Source organism: Citrobacter sp. W9 (genome assembly GCF_026719375.1).
GTDB classification, from domain to species: Bacteria; Pseudomonadota; Gammaproteobacteria; order Enterobacterales; family Enterobacteriaceae; genus Citrobacter; species Citrobacter werkmanii.
Window position 1 is genome coordinate 1 of sequence record NZ_JAPPTE010000016.1, and the last position, 21631, is coordinate 21631.

Below are 21631 nucleotides of genomic sequence, written 5' to 3' on the forward strand. Positions count from 1 at the left end.
TCCTGAAGGAACGTTGAAGACGACGACGTTGATAGGTCGGGTGTGTAAGTGTAGCGATACATTGAGCTAACCGATACTAATGAACCGTGAGGCTTAACCTTACAACGCCGAAGGTGTTTTGGCGGATTTGAGAAGACAGATTTTCAGCCTGATACAGATAAGATTAACCGGCGAAAAGCGGGTTAATAAACAGAATTTGCCTGGCGGCTGTAGCGCGGTGGTCCCACCTGACCCCATGCCGAACTCAGAAGTGAAACGCCGTAGCGCCGATGGTAGTGTGGGGTCTCCCCATGCGAGAGTAGGGAACTGCCAGGCATCAAATAAAAGCGGAAGGCCCGGTCGAAAGACCGGGCCTTTTGTTTTATCTGTTGTCTGCCGGATGGGCTTTTTTGCGTCTGTACGATTTTTTGCGTCTGTACGAAATGAAACCTGCCGGATGCAGCGTCCCGCCTTATCCGGCCTACGTTGTACTGAACGTATTTTGTAGGCCTGATAAGCGCAGCGCATCAGGCAATCCCGCACCACGTAAAAACTTGCCCTGCTACCCGCGCACGAGATTGAGCAACGGGTAGGGGCGTCCAAGATCGTCCACCTCTGTACGTCCCGTCACGCTAAATCCCATCTTCTTATAGAATCCAACCGCTTGTTCATTCTGTTCGTTAACGGTAGTTGTTAGCGTGGAACTCATTGATAAAGCATGTTCAATCAGCAGCTTACCAACGCCACTACCACGCACATCCGGATCGACAAACAGGGCATCTATATGCTGATCGGTCAGGAGCATAAAGGCGACTGGCTCATCCTGCTCTGTCACTGCAACCCATAGAGGGGCTTCTGGTAAAAAAGAACGTACCAGCTGTTCCAGTTCAACCCGATAATCCGCAGAGAGGAAATGGTGCGTGGCATCCACTGAGCGACACCAAATAGAAACTAACTTGTCTCCTTCGTCCTGACGCGAACGACGGATGGTAAAGGTCATAGCATTCTCCTTTTTTCTTTACTGCACTATTCTACAGCAAGGAACCGTGAAACTTTCTCAACTTGAGGATGTAGGCTCGACATTCTGCTGATTCCTGGGTATCTTCAGCTATCTGGATGTCTAAACGTTTAAACGTATGTAGTGAGGTTATCAGGTTATGCCAATTCGCGTGCAGGACGAACTACCCGCCGTCAATTTCTTGCGTGAGGAAAACGTCTTTGTCATGACGACATCCCGCGCTTCCGGTCAGGAAATCCGTCCACTGAAGGTACTTATCCTCAACCTGATGCCGAAGAAGATTGAAACGGAAAACCAGTTCCTGCGTTTATTGTCTAACTCACCGCTACAGGTAGATGTTCAGCTATTGCGCATCGATGCCCGCGAGTCACGCAACACCCCAACGGAGCATCTGAATAACTTTTACTGTAATTTCGAGGATATCTGCGATCAGAACTTTGATGGACTGATCGTTACAGGGGCGCCGCTGGGTCTGGTTGAGTTTAATGACGTGGCTTACTGGCCGCAGATAAAACAGGTTCTTGAGTGGGCTAAAGATCACGTTACCTCGACGCTGTTTGTCTGCTGGGCGGTACAGGCCGCATTGAATATCCTTTATGGCATTCCCAAGCAAACCCGCACGGATAAACTCTCCGGCGTCTATGAGCATCATATTCTGCATCCTCATGCGTTGCTGACGCGCGGATTTGATGATGCATTTTTGGCCCCTCATTCGCGCTATGCCGACTTCCCTGCCGCACTTATCCGCGACTATACCGATCTCGAGATTTTTGCCGAAACGGAAGAGGGCGATGCCTATCTGTTCGCCAGCAAAGATAAACGCATTGCCTTTGTGACGGGTCATCCCGAGTATGACGCGCACACGCTCGGTAGCGAATATTTTCGTGACGTTGAAGCGGGCTTATCCCCGGAAGTACCCTATAACTACTTCCCGAAAGATGACCCGCAAAACAAACCGCGCGCAACCTGGCGTAGCCATGGCAATCTGTTGTTTACCAACTGGCTCAACTATTACGTCTACCAGATCACGCCATATGATCTGCGTCACATGAATCCAACGCTGGATTAATCTTCTGTAGCAGACGATCCTTAAGCGTTTCAGCATGTTGAATCAGGCACCTTCGGGTGCCTTTTTTATTTCCGAAACGCACCTCACTATGTAATTAAATTTTATTTATATTGTTATCAATAGGTTAATCGATAATTAATTTAAAAATGGAAATTGTTTTTGATTTTGAAATTTAAATGAGTAGTCTTAGTTGTGCTGAACGAAAACCGCACAACGATCCTTCGTTCGCATTGGGGATGTGTTTGGATCACTGACGAGGAACTACGCAATGAATCAACAGGCAACGACAACCGATGAACTGGTCTTCACCAGGCCGCGTGGCGAACAGGAGCAGCAAATCCTGACCGGAGAAGCGGTGGAGTTTCTGACTGAACTGGTGACAAGATTTACGCCTAAGCGGAATAAGCTTCTGGCTGCGCGGATCCAGCAGCAGCAGGATATTGATAACGGTAAGTTGCCTGATTTTATTTCGGAAACAGCTTCCATTCGTGAGGGCAACTGGAAAATTCGCGGTATTCCTGATGATTTACTGGATCGCCGCGTAGAGATTACCGGACCGGTTGAGCGCAAGATGGTCATCAACGCGCTGAACGCGAACGTCAAAGTCTTTATGGCTGACTTTGAAGATTCGCTGGCCCCTGAGTGGAGCAAAGTTATCGACGGGCAGATCAACCTGCGCGATGCGGTCAATGGCACCATTAGTTACACCAACGAAGCGGGGAAAATTTATCAACTCAAACCCAATCCAGCTTTATTGGTGTGTCGTGTGCGTGGTCTGCATCTGCCGGAAAAACACGTCACCTGGCGTGGCGAATCCATCCCGGGCAGCCTGTTCGATTTTGCACTCTACTTCTTCCACAACTACAAAGCGTTGCTGGCAAAAGGCAGTGGCCCGTATTTCTATCTGCCAAAAACGCAGGCCTGGCAAGAAGCAGCCTGGTGGAGTGAAGTGTTCAGCTATGCAGAGGACCGCTTTAATCTGCCGCGCGGCACCATCAAAGCGACCCTGCTGATTGAAACGTTGCCCGCTGTTTTCCAGATGGACGAAATTCTGCACGCGTTGCGTGACCATATTGTGGGCCTGAACTGTGGCCGCTGGGATTACATTTTCAGCTATATCAAAACCCTGAAGAACCACCCGGATCGCGTGCTGCCGGACCGTCAGGTAGTGACGATGGATAAGCCATTCCTTAGCGCCTACTCGCGTCTGTTGATTAAAACCTGTCATAAACGCGGCGCGTTCGCGATGGGCGGCATGGCTGCGTTCATTCCCAGTAAAGATGCCGAGCGTAACAACCAGGTTCTGACCAAGGTAAAAGCGGATAAAGCGCTGGAAGCGAATAACGGTCATGACGGTACATGGATTGCCCATCCGGGCCTGGCAGATACCGCAATGACGGTATTCAACGACGTGCTCGGAGAAAACAAAAATCAGCTGTTTGTGACGCGTGAAGAAGATGCGCCAATTACCGCCGAACAGCTGCTGGCGCCTTGTGAAGGTGAGCGTACCGAAGAGGGTATGCGCGCCAATATCCGTGTCGCGGTGCAGTATATCGAGGCGTGGATCTCCGGCAACGGCTGCGTGCCGATTTACGGTCTGATGGAAGATGCGGCCACCGCTGAAATCTCCCGCACCTCTATCTGGCAGTGGATCCACCACCAGAAAACGCTCAGCAATGGCAAGCCGGTGACCAAACCGCTGTTCCGCCAGATGCTGGCCGAAGAGATGCTGGTGATTCAGGACGAACTGGGCGAGCACCGCTACAGCAGCGGGCGTTTTGACGATGCCGCGCGTCTGATGGAGCAAATCACTACCTCTGATGAACTGATCGATTTCTTGACCCTGCCAGGTTACCGCCTGCTGGCTTAACTCACCACATAACAATATGGAGCATCTGCACATGAAAACCCGTAATCAACAAATCGAAGAATTACAGAAAGAGTGGACTCAACCTCGCTGGGAAGGCATCACCCGTCCATATAGCGCGGAGGATGTGGTGAAATTACGTGGCTCGGTCAACCCGGAATGCACGCTGGCGCAGCTTGGTGCGGCGAAAATGTGGCGTCTGCTGCACGGTGAGTCGAAGAAAGGGTATATCAACAGCCTCGGCGCGCTGACCGGCGGCCAGGCGCTGCAACAGGCGAAAGCCGGTATTGAAGCGGTTTACCTTTCTGGCTGGCAGGTGGCGGCAGATGCCAACCTGGCCTCCAGCATGTATCCGGATCAATCGCTGTATCCGGCGAACTCCGTCCCGGCAGTGGTGGATCGGATCAACAATACTTTCCGTCGTGCGGATCAGATCCAATGGTCAAGCGGTATTGAGCCGAACGATCCGCGCTACGTGGATTACTTCCTGCCGATCGTTGCCGATGCGGAAGCGGGCTTTGGCGGGGTTCTGAACGCGTTTGAACTGATGAAATCGATGATTGAGGCTGGTGCAGCAGCCGTTCACTTCGAAGATCAGCTCGCATCAGTGAAAAAATGCGGTCACATGGGCGGTAAGGTGCTGGTGCCGACTCAGGAAGCTATTCAGAAACTGGTGGCGGCCCGTCTGGCTGCCGACGTGATGGGCGTGCCGACGCTGGTGATTGCGCGTACCGATGCTGACGCAGCTGATTTGATTACCTCTGACTGCGATGCCTACGACAGCGAGTTCATTACTGGCGAACGTACCTGCGAAGGCTTCTTCCGTACACATGCTGGTATTGAGCAGGCGATCAGCCGCGGTCTGGCCTACGCGCCGTATGCGGATCTGGTGTGGTGTGAAACTTCCACACCAGACCTCGAACTGGCGAAGCGCTTTGCCGATGCCATTCATGCGAAATTCCCAGGTAAACTGCTGGCCTACAACTGTTCGCCGTCGTTTAACTGGCAGAAAAATCTGGATGATAAAACCATTGCCAGCTTCCAGCAGCAATTGTCGGACATGGGCTATAAATACCAGTTCATTACCCTGGCAGGTATTCACAGCATGTGGTTCAACATGTTCGACCTCGCGCACTCCTATGCGCAGGGTGAAGGCATGCGCCACTATGTTGAGAAGGTGCAGCAGCCAGAATTTGCGGCGGCAAAAGACGGTTACACCTTCGTGTCCCACCAGCAGGAAGTGGGTACCGGCTACTTCGATAAAGTTACCACCATCATTCAGGGCGGCGCCTCTTCCGTTACCGCGTTAACGGGTTCCACCGAAGAATCGCAGTTCTGATCAATGCCCGGTGGCGCTGCGCTTACCGGGCCTACGAAGGGATGTAGGCCGGAAAAGCGTATGCGCCATCCGGCATGACGTTGTGCCGGATGGGAGAAATCGATGACGCGTGGCCTGGAATTACTGATTGCTCAGACAATTTTACAAGGTTTCGACGCCCAGTACGGGCGTTTTCTGGAAGTCACCTCCGGCGCGCAGCAGCGTTTTGAACATGCCGACTGGCATGCGGTTCAGCAGGCGATGAAAAGCCGTATTCACCTTTACGATCATCATGTGGGTCTGGTGGTGGAACAGCTGCGCTGCATTACTGACGGCAAAAGTACCGACGCGGATTTTTTGCTCCGCGTGAAAGATCATTACACCCGGCTCTTGCCGGATTATCCGCGCTTCGAGATTGCGGAGAGCTTCTTTAACTCCGTTTACTGCCGGTTATTTGACCACCGCTCGCTGACTCCCGAGCGGCTGTTTATTTTTAGCTCTCAGCCAGAGCGCCGTTTTCGCACGATCCCCCGCCCGCTGGCGAAAGACTTTTTTCCCGATACCGGCTGGGAGTGGCTGCTCACCCGCGTTCTCAGCGATCTGCCTCTGCGTCTACCGTGGCAGAACAAACATCGTGATATCCACTACATCATTGAACACCTGACCGAAACTCTGGGTGCGGATGTGTTGCCGCGCTGTCATTTACAGGTGGCGAACGAACTGTTTTATCGCAATAAGGCCGCCTGGCTGGTCGGTAAGCTGATTACCCCTTCCGGGACGCTGCCGTTTTTATTGCCAATCCACCGGACTGACGAAGGCGAACTGTTTGTCGATACCTGTCTGACCACGACGGCGGAAGCGAGCATTGTGTTTGGCTTTGCCCGCTCCTACTTTATGGTTTACGCTCCGCTGCCCGCGGCGTTAGTGGAGTGGTTGCGCGAGATCCTGCCCGGTAAAACCACCGCTGAATTGTATATGGCGATTGGTTGTCAGAAACACGCGAAGACCGAAAGCTACCGCGAGTATCTGCTTTATCTCGCTGATTGCGATGAGCAATTTATCGAAGCGCCGGGGATCCGCGGCATGGTGATGCTGGTGTTTACCCTACCGGGCTTCGACCGGGTGTTTAAAATCATCAAAGACAAATTTGCGCCGCAAAAGGAGATGTCCGCCGCGCACGTCCGCGCCTGCTACCAGCTGGTGAAAGAGCACGATCGCGTCGGGCGCATGGCCGATACCCAGGAGTTTGAAAACTTTGTGCTGGATAAACGGCAAATCGACCCGGCGCTGATGGCGCTGCTACTACAGGAAGCGCCGGAAAAAATTACCGATCTCGGCGATCAGATTGTTATTCGCCATCTGTATATCGAACGGCGCATGGTGCCGCTGAATATCTGGCTGGAGCAGGTCGAAGGCCAGCAGCTGCGCGACGCGATAGAAGAGTACGGCAACGCCATTCGTCAGTTGGCCGCCGCCAATATTTTCCCGGGAGATATGCTGTTTAAGAACTTCGGCGTGACCCGCCACGGGCGCGTGGTGTTCTACGACTACGATGAAATTTGCTATATGACGGAGGTGAATTTCCGCCATATCCCACCGCCGCGCTACCCGGAAGATGAGATGAGCGCTGAACCGTGGTACAGCGTGTCGCCGGGGGATGTCTTCCCGGAAGAGTTTCGTCACTGGCTATGTGCCGACCCGCGCATCGGGCCGTTGTTTGAGGAGATGCACGCCGACCTGTTCAGCGCCGACTACTGGCGAGGGCTGCAAACGCGGATCCGGGAAGGTCACGTGGAAGATGTTTACGCTTACCGTCGTCGGCAGCGGTTTAGCGTACGTTATGAAACCGACCGTAGGCCGGATAAGGCCCTTGCGCCGCCATCCGGCAATATACGCCGTGCCTGATGGCGCTGCGCTTATCAGGTCTACAAATCAGTCCCAACCCTTGCTTATCTAAACCCGCCGTACGCCAGCGTGACTTCTTTCGCTGCTTTGATCGCCATTGCGCCAAACTCGGTCACGCGGTCATCGGTAATACGTGAAATTGGCCCGGAAATGGAGATGGCGGCGAACGGCTCACGGTGTTCATCATAAATGCACGACGCCACGCAGCGCAGGCCCAGCGCGTGTTCTTCATCATCAAAGGAATAGCCGCGCTTACGTGTCTGCGCCAAATCCTCTTTCAGATGGACCGGCGACACCAGCGTGGCATGGGTATACGCGTGTAGCCCTTTGCGGTGCAGCAGACCGGTAACCTGTTCTTCACTCAATTGAGATAAAAATGCCTTGCCCGCACCGGAGGCGTGCATCGGCAGCTTGCCGCCGATAGGCGCAGACATGCGCATCAACTGGGTGCACTGCACCTGGTCGATAATAATAGCCTGATGGTCACTTTGATCCAGCACGGCCAGGTTTACCGTCTCACCCGAATCTTCCATTAGTTTGCGCAGAATGGGGTGCACAATCGCCAGCAGATTGCGGCTTTGCAAAAAGCTGCTGCCGACGATAAACGCATGCGCACCCACGGCCCAGTGGCCTAATTCGCCCACCTGGCGGACAAAACCTTGCTGCTGCATGGTAGTCAACAGACGGTGGGTTGTTGAGTTCGGCAGACCGGCCTGCTGCGCCAGCTCGGTTAGTGCCACGCTGCCGTTGGATTCCGCAATCCACTCCAGTAGCTTCAGACCCCGGGTCAAAGACTGAACCTGCCCGGTTGCAGGCGTAGTGGCAGCGGCGGGTTTTCTACCGCGTTTCGCGGGGACAGGGGCAACCATGGCGGACTCCTTTTCTGTATCGTGGAAATCATTTTCGTTTTATTCGATTATAATGCAAGAATTCCTGTACTGATCGGATGAGTGAAGCTGAACATGTCTCATGTTGGCCGTTGTTCTCTTTTCCGCCTCTCAGGTTTGTGCCAGTATGGCCTGTTGAGTTTTTTTCGGTCTGGTTGAGCGTTGTCGGGAGCGAGTGTGAGCAGCAAAGTAGAACAATTACGTCAGCAGTTAAATGAACGTATTCTGGTGCTGGACGGCGGGATGGGCACCATGATCCAGGGATATCGTCTGAGCGAAGAGGATTTCCGCGGCGAGCGCTTCGCCGACTGGCCTTGCGACCTGAAGGGCAACAACGACCTGCTGGTTCTCAGCAAGCCGGAGGTGATTGCCGCGATCCATAACGCCTACTTTGAGGCGGGTGCGGATATCATCGAAACCAACACCTTTAACTCCACGACTATCGCCATGGCGGATTACCAGATGGAATCCCTGTCGGCGGAAATCAACTTTGCGGCGGCGAAGCTGGCGCGCGCGGCGGCAGACGAATGGACGGCGCGCACGCCGAACAAACCGCGCTATGTCGCGGGCGTGCTTGGCCCAACCAACCGTACCGCCTCCATCTCGCCCGACGTCAACGACCCGGCATACCGCAACATTACCTTTGACCAGCTGGTGGCCGCCTATCGCGAATCCACCAAAGCGCTGGTGGAAGGCGGCAGCGACCTGATCCTGATTGAAACCGTCTTCGATACCCTCAATGCTAAAGCCGCTATTTTCGCGGTAAAAACCGAGTTCGAAGCGCTGGGCGTCGAGCTGCCGATTATGCTTTCCGGTACCATTACCGACGCCTCCGGGCGTACGCTTTCCGGCCAGACCACCGAAGCGTTCTATAACTCATTGCGTCACGCCGATGCGCTGACCTTCGGTCTGAACTGCGCCTTAGGCCCGGACGAGCTGCGCCAGTACGTGCAGGAGCTGTCACGCATTGCCGAATGCTACGTCACCGCGCACCCGAACGCCGGGCTGCCGAACGCCTTCGGCGAGTACGACCTCGACGCCGACACCATGGCGACACAGATTCGCGAATGGGCCGAGGCCGGTTTCCTCAATGTGGTTGGCGGTTGTTGCGGCACCACGCCGGAACATATCGCCGCGATGAGCCGGGCGGTAGAAGGTTTACCGCCGCGCAAGTTGCCAGAAATCCCGGTGGCCTGCCGGCTGTCCGGCCTTGAACCACTGAACATTGGCGACGATAGCCTGTTTGTTAACGTCGGCGAACGTACCAACGTCACCGGTTCAGCGAAATTTAAGCGTCTGATCAAAGAAGAAAAATACAGCGAAGCGCTGGACGTCGCCCGCCAGCAGGTGGAAAGCGGCGCGCAGATTATCGACATCAACATGGATGAGGGGATGCTCGACGCCGAAGCGGCGATGGTGCGCTTCCTCAACCTGATTGCCGGCGAGCCGGACATCGCCCGCGTGCCGATTATGATCGACTCCTCGAAATGGGAAGTCATCGAAAAAGGACTGAAGTGCATTCAGGGTAAAGGCATCGTTAACTCCATCTCGATGAAAGAGGGGGTGGAGACCTTTATCCATCACGCGAAGCTGCTGCGTCGCTACGGTGCTGCGGTGGTGGTGATGGCCTTTGACGAACAGGGCCAGGCGGATACCCGCGAACGTAAAATTGAGATTTGCCGCCGGGCGTACAAAATTCTCACCGAAGAAGTGGGCTTCCCGCCGGAAGACATCATCTTCGACCCAAACATTTTCGCCGTGGCAACCGGGATTGAAGAGCACAACAACTACGCGCAGGACTTTATCGGTGCCTGTGAAGATATTAAACGCGAGCTGCCGCACGCGCTGATCTCCGGCGGCGTCTCTAACGTTTCCTTCTCGTTCCGCGGCAACGACCCGGTACGTGAGGCTATTCACGCGGTATTCCTCTACTATGCGATTCGCAATGGGATGGACATGGGCATCGTCAACGCCGGACAGCTGGCTATCTATGACGACCTCCCGACCGAACTGCGCGACGCGGTTGAAGATGTGATCCTCAACCGTCGTGAAGATGGTACCGAGCGTTTGCTGGAACTGGCCGAGAAATATCGCGGCAGTAAAACCGACGACACCGCGAATGCTCAGATGGCGGAGTGGCGTAGTTGGGACGTGAAAAAGCGCCTTGAATACTCGCTGGTGAAAGGCATTACCGAATTTATCGAGCTCGACACAGAAGAAGCGCGCCAGCAGGCCGAACGCCCGATTGAGGTGATCGAAGGGCCGCTTATGGACGGTATGAACGTGGTCGGCGACCTGTTCGGCGAGGGCAAAATGTTCCTGCCGCAGGTGGTGAAATCAGCCCGCGTGATGAAGCAGGCGGTGGCTTACCTCGAACCGTATATCGAAGCCAGTAAAGAGAAAGGCTCCAGCAACGGCAAGATGGTCATCGCCACCGTGAAGGGCGATGTGCACGACATCGGCAAGAACATCGTTGGCGTGGTGCTGCAATGTAACAACTACGAAATCGTCGATCTTGGCGTGATGGTGCCCGCGGAGAAAATCCTCAGAACGGCGCGTGAAGTGAATGCCGATCTGATTGGCCTTTCCGGGCTTATTACCCCGTCGCTGGACGAAATGGTCAACGTGGCGAAAGAGATGGAGCGTCAGGGCTTCACCATCCCACTGCTGATTGGCGGCGCGACCACCTCAAAAGCGCACACCGCGGTGAAAATTGAGCAGAACTACAGCGGCCCGACGGTTTACGTGCAGAACGCCTCGCGTACCGTGGGGGTTGTTGCCGCGCTGCTCTCCGACACCCAGCGCGATGACTTTGTCGCCCGTACGCGTAAAGAGTACGAAACCGTGCGCATCCAGCATGCGCGTAAGAAACCTCGCACGCCGCCGGTAACGTTACAGGCCGCACGTGATAACGATCTGGCCTTCGACTGGGAAAGCTACACGCCGCCGGTCGCGCATCGGTTAGGCGTGCAGGAAGTCGAGGCCAGCATCGAAACGCTGCGCAATTACATCGACTGGACGCCGTTCTTTATGACCTGGTCGCTGGCCGGGAAGTATCCGCGCATCCTCGAAGATGAAGTGGTGGGCGAAGAGGCGAAGCGCCTGTTCAAAGACGCCAACGACATGCTGGATAAACTCAGCGCTGAGAAGACCCTGAACCCGCGCGGCGTGGTGGGGTTGTTCCCGGCTAACCGCGTGGGTGACGACATCGAGATTTACCGTGACGAGACGCGTACGCACGTTATCAGCGTGAGTCATCACCTGCGCCAGCAGACGGAAAAAGTTGGCTTCGCCAACTACTGCCTGTCTGACTTTGTCGCGCCGAAACTGAGCGGCAAAGCGGATTACATCGGTGCTTTCGCGGTGACCGGTGGTCTGGAGGAGGATGCGCTGGCGGACGCCTTCGAAGCGCAGCATGACGACTACAACAAGATTATGGTGAAAGCCATCGCTGACCGTCTGGCGGAAGCATTCGCGGAATATCTGCATGAGCGCGTGCGTAAAGTCTACTGGGGCTATGCGGCGAATGAGAACCTCAGTAACGAAGAGCTAATCCGCGAAAACTACCAGGGCATTCGCCCGGCGCCGGGCTACCCGGCGTGCCCGGAACATACCGAAAAGGCCACCATCTGGGAGCTGCTGGACGTCGAAGCACATACCGGGATGAAGCTCACCGAATCCTTCGCCATGTGGCCTGGCGCCTCGGTTTCCGGCTGGTATTTCAGTCATCCTGACAGTAAGTATTACGCCGTGGCGCAAATTCAGCGCGATCAGGTTGAAGATTATGCCTTCCGTAAAGGCATGAGCGTGGCAGAAGTTGAACGTTGGTTAGCGCCTAATCTGGGCTACGACGCCGATTGATTCACAAAACTGTCATCTTTCTTTACAACAAACAGGGCACTCAATGAGTGCCCTGTCTCTTTCTTACGTTTAAACCCTTATACTGAAAGAACGTTCATCGGCACTGCTTGCCGGATGGCTCATTTTTGTAGGCCTGATAAGCGTAGCGCCGTCAGGCGGTATGTCATTGCGATGAACCTCAGGAACATATAACGATAAGGAGAACCTGATTCCGTGCTAACTCTGTTACACCTGCTTTCTGCTGTCTCTATGCTGGTTTGGGGCACACATATTGTGCGTACCGGCGTGATGCGCGTCTTTGGCGCCCGTTTGCGTACCGTACTCAGCCGTAGCGTTGAAAAGAAGCCGCTCGCCTTTTGTGCGGGTATCGGCGTGACCGCGCTGGTGCAAAGCAGCAACGCCACCACCATGCTGGTGACCTCATTTGTCGCACAGGATCTCGTGGCGCTTACCCCGGCGCTGGTCATTGTGCTGGGCGCCGACGTGGGGACCGCGCTGATGGCGCGTATCCTGACTTTCGATCTCTCATGGCTATCGCCACTGCTGATTTTCATCGGCGTGATCTTTTTTCTCGGGCGTAAGCAGTCCCGCGTGGGGCAACTGGGGCGGGTTGGCATCGGGCTGGGGTTGATTTTACTGGCGCTGGAGCTGATTGTGCAGGCGGTCACGCCGATAACCCAGGCTAACGGCGTACAGGTTATTTTCGCCTCGCTGACCGGCGATATTATGCTGGATGCGCTGATTGGCGCTATGTTCGCGGTGATCAGTTACTCCAGCCTGGCGGCGGTTTTGCTGACGGCAACCCTGACCGCTGCCAGCATTATCTCGTTTCCTGTCGCGTTGTGCCTGGTGATTGGCGCCAACCTTGGCTCTGGCCTGCTGGCGATGCTCAACAATAGCGCGGCTAACGCTGCTGCCCGTCGCGTGGCGCTTGGCAGCTTGTTGTTTAAGCTGGTGGGGAGTCTGATTATCCTGCCGTTTGTTCATCCGTTGGCGAATCTGATGGATGAGCTGCCGCTGCCGAAATCTGAGCTGGTCATTTATTTCCATGTTTTCTACAACCTGGTACGTTGCATAGCGATGGTGCCTTTCGCCGAACCGATGGCGCGTTTTTGCAAGCGTATTATCCGTGATGAGCCGGAACTGGACGCCCACCTGAAGCCTAAGCATCTGGACATCAGCGCACTGGATACCCCAACCCTGGCTCTGGCCAATGCCGCCCGTGAGGCCCTACGTATTGGCGATGCGATGGAGCAGATGATGGATGGGCTAAAGAAGGTGATGCACGGCGAACCGCGTGAAGAGAAAGAGTTGCGCAGGATGGCGGACGATATCAACGTACTGTACACGGCGATTAAGCTCTATCTGGCGAGGATGCCAAAGGATGAACTGGCAGAAGAAGAGTCGCGCCGTTGGGCTGAGATTATCGAAATGTCGCTCAACCTTGAACAGGCGTCGGATATTGTTGAGCGTATGGGCAGCGAGATTGCCGACAAGTCGCTGGCAGCGCGTCGGGCATTCTCTGTCGAAGGGCTGAAAGAACTTGATGCACTGTACGATCAACTGCTCAGTAATCTGCAACTGGCGATGTCGGTATTCTTCTCTGGCGACGTGACCAGCGCCCGTCGTCTGCGCCGCAGCAAGCACCGTTTCCGCATCCTTAACCGTCGTTATTCGCATGCGCACGTGGATCGTCTGCATCAGCAGAACGTGCAGAGCATTGAGACCAGTTCCCTGCACCTGGCGTTGCTGGGCGATATGCAGCGTCTGAACTCACTGTTTTGCTCTGTGGCTTACAGTGTGCTGGAACAGCCGGATGAGGACGACGAGCGTGAGTACTAACGAGGACAGATGAAAGGTTGCCCGGTGGCGCTGATGCTTACCGGGCCTACGGATAACCGTCAATGTTGTCGTCTACCTTGATGCCGGATAAGGCGAAGCTACCATCCGGCATCAGACAACAAACCAACTAAAAGCAGTGACCCGCCTCAACGGCAACCGCCTCTTCACCCGCTTTAAAGATATACGTGGTGTTTGGGCCGCCAAGCACGGATTGACCGTTGCTCACTTTGATCCAGTTCCCTTCCGGCAGACCAATCACCGTCAGTTCCGGTGCCACAACCAGCAGTTCGCGAATACGCTGTTCACGCGTTTCGCCTTTATGGCCTTCCGGCAGCGCGTTGGTGAAGTGCGGATTAATTTGCAGTGGGAACAGACCCAGGGCATCAAAGCCTTTTGGATCGACAATCGGCATGTCGTTGGTGGTGCGGATGGTCTGGCAGGCAAGGTTGGAACCCGCGCTCCAGCCGATGTACAGCGCGCCGCGTTTGACGACATCGACAATCGGCGCCAGCAGTCCGCGCTCGCGGCTCTCTTTCAGCAACTGGAAGGTGTTACCCCCGCCGACAATCACCAGTTCGGCGTTTTCAATGGCTGCAATCGGATCGGTAACGGTATGAATGCCAGTAACGTTAACGCCCATTGGCGCAAAGATGGCTGCCGTTTTCGCCGTGTACTCATCCCAGGTTTGCGTCACGCCGGCAAATGGAATAAACACCGCCGTGCGGCGACCGTTCAGTTGCTCTGCGATCAGCGGCAGCGCATGTTCCATCCAGCCTTTGCCCGGCAGCGTCGAGTTACTCAATAAAAGCAGTTCCATCATTTCTCCATGTAATCAGAAAATTACAAACCGCGGTCATGCTACCACTATCGATCTAACGCCTTCCTGATATGGCTCACGATGTTGGAAGAGGAGACAGATGCTGAGACTATTTTTTAAGCGTCAATTCAATACCGAGCGCCTTCATCACTGCAAGCGTAGTTTTCAGCGTTGGGTTACCTTTCTCACTAAAAGAGCGATAAAGTTGTTCGCGGGATAATCCCGTTTCTGCCGCGATGTTCGCCATTCCCTTAGCGCGAGCCACCACGCCCAATGCTTTTGCAATGTACGCTGCATCGCCTGTTTCGAGGGCATCGGCCATAAAAACGGCAATTTCTTCATCATCGACCAGCGCAGTTGCGGGATCGTACTGCGTAAGTTTATTCATGGTGGAAGATCTCTTGATAATCCAGTGAACGGGCGAGCATTCTCCAACAGGTTTGACATCACCAGCTAAACCATGAGCCAAACGAAAAAGGCGTGTAGCAATGAGCGTTTTAGCTCTCCTGTCCCGTAAGTTTTGCTCCCAACGCTGGAAAACCATTGTCTGAAGAATTTCCATGAGTACGTTCCATGTATTTTATAAACTACATTCTGAATTGACAAGTTGAGACTAGAGAATAAAAAAATGGGGAGTATGGGGAAATGTTGGGTGGAGGAAACAGGAAAGCGCCTCGCAATAATACGTAGTTTTTCAGGACGCTGCGGTTGATACGAGAAACGATAACAGGGGATAGGGGCGGCTTTGTGCCAGGAACGGAAGTTGAAGATCAGGACCAAGAAAGAAGTTAGGAGGAATTTTTTTGGAGAAAATCCGCTCAGTATGAGTTCTGAAGAAAAAAACAGTGCATACTTTGAGCAATACATTCTTAGGATACCGATCTTCATCTGCATGGATTTTTTGACGTGATTGATTTCATAAGTTTTAACGACCGCTATAAACAACTCAGAACTTTATTACCACTTGCTAAAAATGTAGCTGAATATTTGATAGCAGGACTAAACATTCGCATCTTTGAACCCGCAAGCGCAGTTGAGGATGTTCTTATCGTTTACCACGGTGGTGGAGTCAACTCAGATGCTGGTTACGATATCCTTGCTCATCAGATAAGTCATCGTGGAGCTATTTGTACATGCCTCATAGATATCCGTGGACACGGGCGCTCATTGGGTAACAAAGGTAGCGTTTCTAATCCTGAGCAGGTCTGGCAGGATATCGACACTGTTCTTGAACATGTTCGCGTAAAGTTCCCCTGGGCCAGAGTTCACTTGCTTGGCCATTCAAGCGGAGGGGGGATGTTGATCAATTATTTTACTCGATTCACCCCCTCTCAACAAAGTGACAGCCTGATTTTACTTGCGCCTGAGTTTGGGCCTTTTGCGCCAGTTAAAATTTGCAGAAAAACAATGGTTCCATTCGCGTCGGTGAGCAAGTGGCCTTTCGTACTAAATGCGCTCAGTGTGGGATTACTATGCGGTAACCGTTATGCAGTTACTCTTAATTTCCCCAATGAGGTTATGCTATTAAGACCTGAATTTGTTCAGCGATACAGCGTGAATATGGCGAATGCTTTGACGCCGCGTCAACCTGCAAGGCAAATTGCAGCATTGCCATTACCTGTAACTGTTCTGATAGCTGAAAAGGATGAGCTATTTGATGCAAGACAAATGTCAGAGTTTGTAGAAGGATGTGGTAACCCGAATTTACATAGTAGAATTATTGAGCACAGTAAGCATTTAGACTGCATCTTTGATATTAGTGAAGAAATTCTTCAACATTTGAATAGATGTACGTCAAATTAAAGCATATCTTAAGAATTTAGTTCTGCTCAATACGTACTGATTATTATTGAAAACTATTCCCGTGTCCGCTTCTCGCTCTCAGCAGACCTTCAGCGTCAGGAACGTGACTGCAGTGTGCCAGGAGCGGACGTTGCTAACATCGCGATATATTAATTCATGGATGGCAGTTCATGGGGATAAAATTATGAAGCACGAGCTGTGGACAAATGAAGCCGGTTTAGATTTGTTTTGTCTTGCCGGTCCACTGGGAGACTCTGCTCGGAAATTGCTGGATCCGGACTACAGATTAGTGTGGACATGTGATGCAGATTCGCACCTTGAAGCAATGAAAAAATATTATACGTTCCGTAATTGGGGTGAATATCAAACTGATTTCCCTGAACAGGATAGTAAGACCTACAAAGAAATGGGATGGGAGTAAAAAGCACAAAATCCACAACCTAGCCGCTCTTATTCTCATGTCTCTACGACGTCCGCTTCTCGCTCACAGCGGACCTTCATCTCAGTTAGCTCGTCCGCTTCGTGCCAGGAGCGGACGTTTGAGCTCAATAAGTAAGGACGTTATATTTTGTCCTGATTGACACGGGATGAAAGCTCCTGATGGCTCTCTTTTCGCTCGCTGTAACGATCTGCAAGGTAACCGGTTTGTCCCTTAAGCAGCAGCGTGATTTTAAACAGCTCCTCGGCGACATCGACGATACGGTCATACCATGACGAAGGTTTCATTCGTCCGTTTTCGTCGAACTCTTGCCATGCCTTGGCTACAGAGGACTGGTTGGGGATCGTAAACATCCGCATCCAGCGACCCAGAATACGCATCTGGTTCATGGCATTGAAGGACTGTGAACCGCCGCAGACCTGCATTACCGCAAGTGTTTTGCCCTGCGAAGGACGAACCGCGCCTTCACTTAAGGGTATCCAGTCAATCTGCGCCTTCATCACCGCGCTCATAGCACCGTGCCGTTCCGGAGAACTCCACACCATCCCGTCACACCATCTGACCAGACCGCGCAGCTCGGTGACTTTGGGATGCGTGTCCGGCGCATCATCCGGCAGGGGTAAACCGGAGGGGTTAAAGAGTTTCACCTCCGCGCCCATCGCCGTCAGCAGGCGACCCACTTCCTCCGCGGCAAAGCGGCTGTAGGAGCGCTCTCTTACTGAACCATACAGGATCAGAATTCTTGGTGGCTCCTGCAGATGCAGGCGTTCAGCGATGTCTTGATCAAAGCATTCCGTATTCAGGGCAGGAAATTGTTCCATTTTTCTCCTCCAGAGAGAGCAGATGATTTCAAAGTTAATATATATGATTTATCATATATGTATTCTAAAGTGAACGGAGAGGAAAATGCTACAACCTGTTCAGCTTTTCAAAATCCTGTCGGATGAAACACGGCTCGCCATTGTCATGCTTCTGCGGGAGTCCGGAGAACTGTGCGTGTGCGATATCTGTGCAGCTACCGCCGAATCACAGCCCAAAATATCACGTCATATGGCTATCCTTCGCGAGTCTGGGCTAGTTCTGGATCGTCGGGAAGGCAAATGGATTCACTATCGTCTGTCACCTCATATTCCTGCGTGGGCCGCTGAGACAATCACGACGTCCTGGCAGTGCCTTCGGGAAGATGTGCGGGAATGGTTGGCAAAGTCGGCCTGCACCTCTTGCTGAGGAAGGAAAACATATTCACATAATCATATATAACGGGGTTTGAAATGTTTTTGGCAGGGAGTATATTTTTACTGACGCTGGTACTGGTGATCTGGCAACCCAGAGGTCTGAGTATTGGCTGGAGCGCGAGTATCGGAGCTGCGCTGGCGCTGGGTACCGGAGTCATCCATATCGCTGATATTCCCGTTGTCTGGAATATTGTCTGGAACGCGACTGCGGCATTTATTGCGGTCATCATCATCAGCCTGCTGCTCGATGAGTCCGGCTTCTTTGAATGGGCCGCACTGCACGTCTCCCGCTGGGGTAACGGACGTGGTCGCCTTTTGTTTACCTGGATAGTCTTGCTTGGGGCCGCTGTTGCTGCGTTGTTTGCCAATGACGGCGCCGCACTGATCCTGACGCCGATTGTAATTGCGATGCTGCTCGCACTGGGATTCAGCCAGGGCACGACATTGGCCTTTGTCATGGCCGCAGGATTTATTGCAGATACGGCCAGCCTGCCGCTGATAGTTTCCAATCTGGTGAATATCGTCTCGGCGGACTTTTTCGGTCTGGGCTTTACGCAGTATGCCTCCGTTATGATCCCCGTAGATGTGGCCGCGATTGCGGCCACTCTGGTCATGCTGCATCTCTTCTTCCGCAAGGACATTCCGGAGACGTATGACGTTTCGCTGCTGAAGACGCCTGCCAGTGTGATAAAGGATCCGGCAACGTTCAGGGCGGGCTGGATTGTCCTGTTATTGCTGCTTGTCGGTTTCTTTGTGCTGGAACCTCTGGGGATCCCGGTCAGTGCGATAGCGGCTACTGGCGCAGCAGTACTGTTTATAGTGGCGAAAAGAGGTCATGCCATCAACACCGGAAAAGTCCTGCGCGGTGCGCCATGGCAGATTGTTATTTTTTCGCTGGGCATGTACCTGGTGGTCTATGGCCTGCGCAATGCAGGACTCACGGAGTATCTGTCTGACGTGCTGAACCTGCTGGCAGAAAAGGGGTTATGGGCAGCAACGTTCGGCACCGGTTTCCTGACCGCGTTCCTGTCATCGGTGATGAACAATATGCCGACGGTGCTGATTGGCGCACTGTCGATTGACGGGAGTACGGCGACTGGCGTCGTCAAAGAGGCTATGATTTATGCCAATGTGATTGGCTGCGATTTAGGCCCGAAAATCACCCCGATTGGCAGTTTGGCAACCTTGCTTTGGCTGCATGTGCTTGCCCAGAAAAATATAACGATTACATGGGGATATTACTTCCGCACTGGCATTATCATGACGCTGCCCGTGCTGTTTGTCACTCTGGCCGCGCTGGCGTTGCGCTTCTCCATCACTTTGTAATGAGATACAGATATGAGCAACATTACCATCTATCACAACCCTGCCTGCGGCACTTCTCGTAACACGCTGGAGATGATCCGTAACAGCGGCAACGAACCGACGATAATTTATTATCTCGATACGCCACCGACCCGTGATGAGCTGATTAAACTTATTTCAGAAATGGGAATTACGGTGCGTGCATTACTGCGTAAGAATGTTGAGCCTTATGAACACCTGGGTCTTGATGAAGAGAAATTTAGTGATGAGCAGTTGATTGATTTCATGCTTCAACATCCGATCCTGATTAATCGGCCGGTAGTCGTTACGCCGCTTGGCACTCGTCTTTGCCGCCCTTCAGAAATAGTGTTGGATATTCTACCGGAAGGTCAGAAACGAGCGTTTACCAAAGAGGATGGCGAGAAGGTCATTGACGAAACGGGGAAGCGGGTTAAGTAATCTGCCCACTTCGTGCCAGGAGCGGGCGCTGCGGTATATTCCGCTTTCTGCTCGAATCGGACTGAGGTAACGTAGCGGAAATATTTTTCCGGATTCAACCAAGATGCCTTCGATCGAAACGTTTATGACCTTCCTTCTTGCGCTGACTCTACTGGAGATTTCTCCGGGGCCAGACATGATGCTAACTATCGCCAGAGGAGTCGGTCAGGGAAGACGTATTGCACTGCTTACGGTACTGGGTAATGTATTTGTAGCTGGTTTTGTGCAAGTTTCTTTTCTTGTCCTGGGGCTGGTAACCGTTGTTCATGCCTGGCCGGTGGCGCTAGATCTGCTAAGGTGGGCTGGCGCAGCTTATCTGATATGGCTGGGCATAAAAATGATTGCGACTTCTGGCACTGATACACGTCTGCGAAAAACTGCAAAAATTTCTGACTGGAATGCCGTTAAGGAAGGCGCCCTGAATAGCCTGACTAACCCAAAATCCCTGTTGTTCATGTTTGCTTTTCTTCCTCAGTTTGTCGATCCCACCGCGGGTCCTGTCTGGCTGCAATTACTTGTTCTGGGTAGTATCCAAAAGCTGGCAGGAATCGTTTCCCTGGGGTCGGTCGCGATGGCATCAGGGACATTTGGAAACTGGCTGGGTAAACACCCAGGCTTTATCAAATGGCAGGAACGGTTTACCGGAGTTGTCATGATAGGCCTCGGTATCCGCATGTTGTTTAGCGGGTCTGGTGTAGTATCGAAATCTGCCAGAGAAGCTTAACCGAAACGGTAAACCCAGTGTCCGCTTCGTTCACAGCAGACCTTCCGCCCGCAAAAGCTCGAGTTATTTCTCATTGCTGTAACTGGAGAGGCGGCGCTCAAGGTTAGTCCGAACCTGCGGCCACTCATCATCAATTATGCTATACCGTATAGAAGTACGTTTTCGGCCATCAGGCATAATTCGTTCATTTCTGATGATGCTTTCCTGGACTGCGCCAATACGGAGAATGGCAGCTTGAGAGCGCTCATTCAATACATCAGTCGTAAACTGAACGCGAACACAGTTCAGTTGCTCAAAGGCGTATCGCAGCAGTAACAGTTTACTCTCGGTATTTGCAGCTGTTTTTGCCAGCTTTGTGAATACCAGGTATGACCAATTTCGAGCTTTCGGTTTTCTTTATCAATCTTCCAGAAACGTGTTGACCCAATGACGCGTTGGTCTGATGAGAGCGTTACAGCAAACGGCATGACTGTGCCTTCAGTTTGCCCCTGCAGGGCTTTCTGAATGTACGACTCAGCTGTGTCAGCAGACGGAACTACCGTAAATGGCAGGGACCAGAGTTCCCCATCCGCAGCAGCATCAATCAATAGCTGAGCATCTGTCTTAAGCAGAGGACGGAGCGTGACAAGAGATCCTTGCAATGTAGGCGTCATATTTGTGACCTTACAGTTATTTTGTGTCGATGGATTGGACTGCATAATCCTGTACCGAATGACTTACTATGCTCCGTTTACATTTAATAATCGACTAATCAAGAGGTGATTATCTGCTTACTGCTCATGATGGCAGCTTGTCCGCTCTAAACAGACCTTCAGAAAACGATACATAATGCCGACCACTAGACTTCGATCCCTTTCTGTTTCAGCTCTTTTCTAATCACACGCTTAATCCAGGCAGCCAACGATTCATCGCCATCCTGCCGTTGTGCTTCTTCCATCGCTTTGCGAAGTTCCGGATCCAGACGGAATTGAAACGGAGGATTGCCTCTTCTTTCGTTCATGTGTGTTGACACCTTAATTACACAAGAGTAGTGTGAGTATGTGTGATGACACATTACTCTCACA

At 52.8% G+C, this 21631-nt stretch carries 19 protein-coding genes and 2 rRNA genes; 14 read left to right on the forward strand and 7 right to left on the reverse strand.

Features of this window, described 5'->3' with window-relative positions:
* Both OOJ59_RS19775 and rrf read left to right on the forward strand, forming a co-directional pair.
* Positions 1-101, forward strand: a 23S ribosomal RNA gene (locus OOJ59_RS19775); the annotation flags it as partial.
* Positions 102-199: 98 nt separating this feature from the next.
* A 5S ribosomal RNA gene (gene rrf / locus OOJ59_RS19780) occupies positions 200-315 on the forward strand.
* A gap of 226 nt (positions 316-541) precedes the next feature.
* On the opposite strand, the gene OOJ59_RS19785 is transcribed toward rrf, so the two are convergent.
* Positions 542-979 carry an acetyltransferase gene (locus OOJ59_RS19785; RefSeq protein ID WP_137350607.1) on the reverse strand — a complete coding sequence of 146 codons (438 nt, stop codon included), beginning with the start codon at positions 977-979 and terminating at the stop codon, positions 542-544.
* Positions 980-1136: 157 nt separating this feature from the next.
* Here OOJ59_RS19785 and metA point away from each other — a divergent pair, with 157 nt between their 5' ends.
* The 4 genes from metA (at position 1137) to aceK (ending at position 7156) form a co-directional block, all read left to right on the forward strand.
* Positions 1137-2066, forward strand: a complete 930-nt coding sequence (gene metA, locus OOJ59_RS19790) for a homoserine O-acetyltransferase MetA (RefSeq protein WP_042313076.1) — start codon at positions 1137-1139, stop codon at positions 2064-2066.
* Between the two features lie 268 nt (positions 2067-2334).
* Entirely contained in the window at positions 2335-3936 is a 1602-nt protein-coding gene (gene aceB, locus OOJ59_RS19795; RefSeq protein ID WP_137350608.1) for a malate synthase A, read from the forward strand.
* Between the two features lie 31 nt (positions 3937-3967).
* A complete protein-coding gene (gene aceA / locus OOJ59_RS19800) occupies positions 3968-5272 on the forward strand; it encodes an isocitrate lyase (protein ID WP_038636179.1) in 1305 nt (434 codons plus the stop codon).
* Between the two features lie 102 nt (positions 5273-5374).
* Positions 5375-7156, forward strand: a complete 1782-nt coding sequence (aceK, locus tag OOJ59_RS19805) for a bifunctional isocitrate dehydrogenase kinase/phosphatase (RefSeq protein ID WP_121529812.1) — start codon at positions 5375-5377, stop codon at positions 7154-7156.
* A 44-nt stretch (positions 7157-7200) separates the two neighbouring features.
* Here the strand turns inward: aceK and iclR are convergent, their stop codons facing one another.
* Positions 7201-8025: a glyoxylate bypass operon transcriptional repressor IclR gene (gene iclR, locus OOJ59_RS19810; protein ID WP_038636184.1), complete on the reverse strand. Its 825-nt coding sequence runs from the start codon at positions 8023-8025 to the stop codon at positions 7201-7203.
* A 195-nt stretch (positions 8026-8220) separates the two neighbouring features.
* Between iclR and metH the strand changes: the two genes are divergently transcribed.
* Positions 8221-11904 (forward strand): methionine synthase, encoded by a 3684-nt coding sequence (gene metH / locus OOJ59_RS19815; RefSeq protein WP_038636187.1) that lies wholly within the window; start codon positions 8221-8223, stop codon positions 11902-11904.
* 213 nt (positions 11905-12117) lie between these two features.
* Entirely contained in the window at positions 12118-13746 is a 1629-nt protein-coding gene (locus tag OOJ59_RS19820; protein WP_038636190.1) for a Na/Pi cotransporter family protein, read from the forward strand.
* A 127-nt stretch (positions 13747-13873) separates the two neighbouring features.
* On the opposite strand, the gene pepE is transcribed toward OOJ59_RS19820, so the two are convergent.
* Complete coding sequence (gene pepE / locus OOJ59_RS19825; RefSeq protein ID WP_085049569.1) at positions 13874-14563, reverse strand: dipeptidase PepE; 690 nt, start codon at positions 14561-14563, stop codon at positions 13874-13876.
* Between the two features lie 109 nt (positions 14564-14672).
* Positions 14673-14951, reverse strand: a complete 279-nt coding sequence (locus tag OOJ59_RS19830) for an addiction module antidote protein (RefSeq protein ID WP_085049570.1) — start codon at positions 14949-14951, stop codon at positions 14673-14675.
* A 518-nt stretch (positions 14952-15469) separates the two neighbouring features.
* On the opposite strand from OOJ59_RS19830, the gene OOJ59_RS19835 reads away from it, so the two are divergent.
* Complete coding sequence (locus OOJ59_RS19835; protein WP_137350722.1) at positions 15470-16366, forward strand: alpha/beta fold hydrolase; 897 nt, start codon at positions 15470-15472, stop codon at positions 16364-16366.
* Positions 16367-16550: 184 nt separating this feature from the next.
* Positions 16551-16787, forward strand: coding sequence for a hypothetical protein (locus tag OOJ59_RS19840; RefSeq protein ID WP_137350723.1), 237 nt, complete (start codon positions 16551-16553; stop codon positions 16785-16787).
* Between the two features lie 140 nt (positions 16788-16927).
* Here the strand turns inward: OOJ59_RS19840 and arsH are convergent, their stop codons facing one another.
* Complete coding sequence (arsH, locus tag OOJ59_RS19845) at positions 16928-17626, reverse strand: arsenical resistance protein ArsH (RefSeq protein ID WP_160955807.1); 699 nt, start codon at positions 17624-17626, stop codon at positions 16928-16930.
* A gap of 85 nt (positions 17627-17711) precedes the next feature.
* Between arsH and OOJ59_RS19850 the strand changes: the two genes are divergently transcribed.
* The 4 genes from OOJ59_RS19850 to OOJ59_RS19865 all read left to right on the forward strand — a co-directional run bounded on the left by OOJ59_RS19850 (position 17712) and on the right by OOJ59_RS19865 (position 20567).
* Positions 17712-18032: a transcriptional regulator gene (locus tag OOJ59_RS19850; RefSeq protein ID WP_038636209.1), complete on the forward strand. Its 321-nt coding sequence runs from the start codon at positions 17712-17714 to the stop codon at positions 18030-18032.
* Positions 18033-18076: 44 nt separating this feature from the next.
* Positions 18077-19366 carry an arsenic transporter gene (locus tag OOJ59_RS19855; protein WP_038636211.1) on the forward strand — a complete coding sequence of 430 codons (1290 nt, stop codon included), beginning with the start codon at positions 18077-18079 and terminating at the stop codon, positions 19364-19366.
* Between the two features lie 12 nt (positions 19367-19378).
* Positions 19379-19804, forward strand: coding sequence for a glutaredoxin-dependent arsenate reductase (gene arsC, locus OOJ59_RS19860; protein WP_085049574.1), 426 nt, complete (start codon positions 19379-19381; stop codon positions 19802-19804).
* Between the two features lie 103 nt (positions 19805-19907).
* Positions 19908-20567: a LysE family translocator gene (locus OOJ59_RS19865; RefSeq protein WP_121529819.1), complete on the forward strand. Its 660-nt coding sequence runs from the start codon at positions 19908-19910 to the stop codon at positions 20565-20567.
* Positions 20568-20851: 284 nt separating this feature from the next.
* Here OOJ59_RS19865 and OOJ59_RS19870 read toward each other — a convergent pair whose 3' ends face one another.
* Positions 20852-21220, reverse strand: a complete 369-nt coding sequence (locus tag OOJ59_RS19870) for a GNAT family N-acetyltransferase (RefSeq protein WP_226809241.1) — start codon at positions 21218-21220, stop codon at positions 20852-20854.
* 185 nt (positions 21221-21405) lie between these two features.
* Entirely contained in the window at positions 21406-21567 is a 162-nt protein-coding gene (locus OOJ59_RS19875) for a phage protein (protein WP_003841416.1), read from the reverse strand.
* Positions 21568-21631 lie beyond the last annotated feature (64 nt).

Excerpts from the sequence above, each read along its gene's own strand:
- OOJ59_RS19785 (WP_137350607.1), bottom strand. The coding sequence starts at position 979 with ATGACCTTTACCATCCGTCGTTCGCGTCAGGACGAAGGAGACAAGTTA.
- metA (WP_042313076.1), top strand. The coding sequence starts at position 1,137 with ATGCCAATTCGCGTGCAGGACGAACTACCCGCCGTCAATTTCTTGCGT.
- aceB (WP_137350608.1), top strand. The coding sequence starts at position 2,335 with ATGAATCAACAGGCAACGACAACCGATGAACTGGTCTTCACCAGGCCG.
- aceA (WP_038636179.1), top strand. The coding sequence starts at position 3,968 with ATGAAAACCCGTAATCAACAAATCGAAGAATTACAGAAAGAGTGGACT.
- aceK (WP_121529812.1), top strand. The coding sequence starts at position 5,375 with ATGACGCGTGGCCTGGAATTACTGATTGCTCAGACAATTTTACAAGGT.
- iclR (WP_038636184.1), bottom strand. The coding sequence starts at position 8,025 with ATGGTTGCCCCTGTCCCCGCGAAACGCGGTAGAAAACCCGCCGCTGCC.
- pepE (WP_085049569.1), bottom strand. The coding sequence starts at position 14,563 with ATGGAACTGCTTTTATTGAGTAACTCGACGCTGCCGGGCAAAGGCTGG.
- OOJ59_RS19830 (WP_085049570.1), bottom strand. The coding sequence starts at position 14,951 with ATGAATAAACTTACGCAGTACGATCCCGCAACTGCGCTGGTCGATGAT.
- OOJ59_RS19840 (WP_137350723.1), top strand. The coding sequence starts at position 16,551 with ATGAAGCACGAGCTGTGGACAAATGAAGCCGGTTTAGATTTGTTTTGT.
- arsH (WP_160955807.1), bottom strand. The coding sequence starts at position 17,626 with ATGGAACAATTTCCTGCCCTGAATACGGAATGCTTTGATCAAGACATC.
- OOJ59_RS19850 (WP_038636209.1), top strand. The coding sequence starts at position 17,712 with ATGCTACAACCTGTTCAGCTTTTCAAAATCCTGTCGGATGAAACACGG.
- OOJ59_RS19855 (WP_038636211.1), top strand. The coding sequence starts at position 18,077 with ATGTTTTTGGCAGGGAGTATATTTTTACTGACGCTGGTACTGGTGATC.
- arsC (WP_085049574.1), top strand. The coding sequence starts at position 19,379 with ATGAGCAACATTACCATCTATCACAACCCTGCCTGCGGCACTTCTCGT.
- OOJ59_RS19865 (WP_121529819.1), top strand. The coding sequence starts at position 19,908 with ATGCCTTCGATCGAAACGTTTATGACCTTCCTTCTTGCGCTGACTCTA.
- OOJ59_RS19870 (WP_226809241.1), bottom strand. The coding sequence starts at position 21,220 with ATGACGCCTACATTGCAAGGATCTCTTGTCACGCTCCGTCCTCTGCTT.
- OOJ59_RS19875 (WP_003841416.1), bottom strand. The coding sequence starts at position 21,567 with ATGAACGAAAGAAGAGGCAATCCTCCGTTTCAATTCCGTCTGGATCCG.